4 protein-coding genes are annotated in these 2,270 nt (G+C 53.0%); 1 reads left to right on the plus strand and 3 read right to left on the minus strand.

From position 1 onward, the window contains the following. Positions 1–70: 70 nt before the first annotated feature. The 3 genes from VF684_RS20815 to VF684_RS20825 all read right to left on the minus strand — a co-directional run bounded on the left by VF684_RS20815 (position 71) and on the right by VF684_RS20825 (position 1,936). Entirely contained in the window at positions 71–787 is a 717-nt protein-coding gene (locus VF684_RS20815) for an SIMPL domain-containing protein (RefSeq protein WP_376898550.1), read from the minus strand. 56 nt (positions 788–843) lie between these two features. Further along, entirely contained in the window at positions 844–1,404 is a 561-nt protein-coding gene (locus VF684_RS20820; protein ID WP_108612654.1) for a hypothetical protein, read from the minus strand. Between the two features lie 277 nt (positions 1,405–1,681). Then, positions 1,682–1,936 (minus strand): hypothetical protein, encoded by a 255-nt coding sequence (locus VF684_RS20825; protein WP_323670591.1) that lies wholly within the window; start codon positions 1,934–1,936, stop codon positions 1,682–1,684. A gap of 100 nt (positions 1,937–2,036) precedes the next feature. Between VF684_RS20825 and VF684_RS20830 the strand changes: the two genes are divergently transcribed. Then, positions 2,037–2,270 (plus strand): transposase (locus VF684_RS20830; RefSeq protein WP_376898554.1); only part of this gene is annotated, 234 nt, incomplete at its 3' end.

Genomic DNA, 2,270 nt, shown 5'->3' on the forward strand with positions numbered 1-2,270 from the left:
GCATCGATGCGCAATAAAAACCCCGCAGCAAATGGCGGGGTTATTCATGACTGGACTTCAACGATGGGCATCACTCCAGCAAGAAAACAGCCTCGATATTATCACTTACCGTGATCTGCTGTTGTTGATAGCTGTTGTCCGCCATATCCGCCGCAGGTGCAGCCATCGCCATGGCCTGCACTACCTTCAGGTTGCGGCTGTAGGCGGTAATGGGCGAAGCATTGCGGTACTCCACACTGTAGACCTTGCCAAGCTTCATCCCAAACGCTTTGGCCAGAGATTCAGCCTTGGTTTTGGCATCCTCAACGGCATTCAGACGGGCCTGCTCCTTGATGACCTGCGGCGATTTCAACCCGTACTCAATCTGGGATACGGACTCCAGCCCGGCTTTGAGGGCGGTATCCATCAGGGGGCTCAATTTATCCAGCTGATAGAACTTCACCGCCAATTGTCGCTGAGCACGGTATCCCAACAATACCGGCTTCTTGTTCTCGCCATACTGATATTCCGGAGAGACCATCAGGTTGCCAGCCTCAACATCGCTGCGCTTGATCCCCAACCCTTCCAGTTGGCTGAAAAAGGCTGCGACCTTGGTATCAACCTGCTGCTTGGCCTTGAGGCCCTGCTTATCCAGTGCGCTCACCGCCACATTGAGGGTAAGCATATCGGGTTCGGTCTTCTGCTCGGCATAACCGCTCACCACCAGATGGGGCGCTTGCGGCACTTCAATCGCCAGCAGCGGAGCACTGACAACCAGAGCGGAAAGAGTAAGAAGGGGACGCCACATAGAAAAAAACCTCAATCGGAAAGATTGAGGCCATTATGCCCGTGCAGCTACGGGATTTATATATCGTGCAAGGGGGGGATCTGATCCAGTATCTGATTGGTCAGATCGAGACTAATGGTGACCATGCTGCCGGGATCCTGGCTCTGGTTTGCCATATCCAGCTCAGGAGCCGCGCCACAGACCAACACCTCATCATCGAAATGGAACGAGTCCCACGACAGAACGTGTCCTTGCACCGCCTGTCCGATATTGGTGCCACCACTATCCTCCTCCATCGCAGACCAAGGAATGGTATCAGATGGCCCTAGCAAATCTTGCAACAACGGAGAGTGAAAACTGGCCAGCGGATACTCCTGCTGCCCCTGATGATGGCCAACCAGAATCATGTTATGGGCAGACTCGGTATCCATGACCGGCACATAAGTGATAGAGGCCGTAGCAAAGTCAACATAGAGCGAGCCCGCTACATCACCGGCCTCATTCTCAATCTCCATCCCATCCAGCCGATCCCCCGCGATCGAGGCCTGATAGCCAAACTGGCCTGCGCAGGTAATGTTCCCCTGCCCATCCCAGCTATAACGGATGCCATCAATGTCGACCCAGTTGAATGACTGCATGATTACCCCTCTCCTCTACTGCCGCTATCTTATCCATCCCCTTGAGGAAAAAACAGGGGCCAGGCAAGCCCGGCCCCGAAAGAAAGTTACGGATCCACCTTTAGGTTGCCATCATCCAGCAGTTGCTTGATGATGTCGTAGTTGGATGTGGTCGGACCATTGACATCCAAATCGAGACTACCTTAGAACCGAATGGTCAGTTCTGTCTCTCCACCTGCCTCAGCGGAATCGATAGTCAACGTCTTGGTAGTCGTGAGCTACAAGTAATTCTCCAACACTACCGCCAAATCTTCGTTTTCCTCCCATGCTGGTACGCCAACCAGCAAATCAGACAGATCAAGTACATCTCCGCCGCTGGCAGGTGTCCCAAGGTGAAATCCGTGACAGTGTAGGTACTGCCATCCGTATTGCCAGCTATCCACTTCCAGGCATTGCAGTCAGCTCCACCGATCATAGTGTCGCTCCCTAGAATAAGGATACCCTCACCAAGACTACCAATCAGGGTATCACTCCCTTTTTGCCCAAAGATGATGTCATTACCACTATCTCCCTCAAGGGTATCATTGTAGTGGTCTAATCATCCCGGACACCATTTTAGGTGGTACAGTCTCCACCATGACTTGAGGTGTTCAATGACAAGATTACGTCGCTCATTTACTGCCGAATTCAAACTCGAAGCCGCATCCCTGGTATTCGACCAGGGATATTCTGTCCCTGAAGCTAGTCGTTCACTGGATGTCGGTGAAACCGTACTGCGCCGCTGGGTTCAGCAACTGCAATCCGAACGCAGTGGCACTACCCCAATCAGCAAAGCGCTGACTCCGGAGCAGCAGAAAATCCAGGCGCTGGAAGCCCGTATCAACCGG

The organism is Aeromonas sp. Lyrl_2 (assembly GCF_051948815.1).
GTDB lineage: Bacteria > Pseudomonadota > Gammaproteobacteria > Enterobacterales > Aeromonadaceae > Aeromonas > Aeromonas veronii.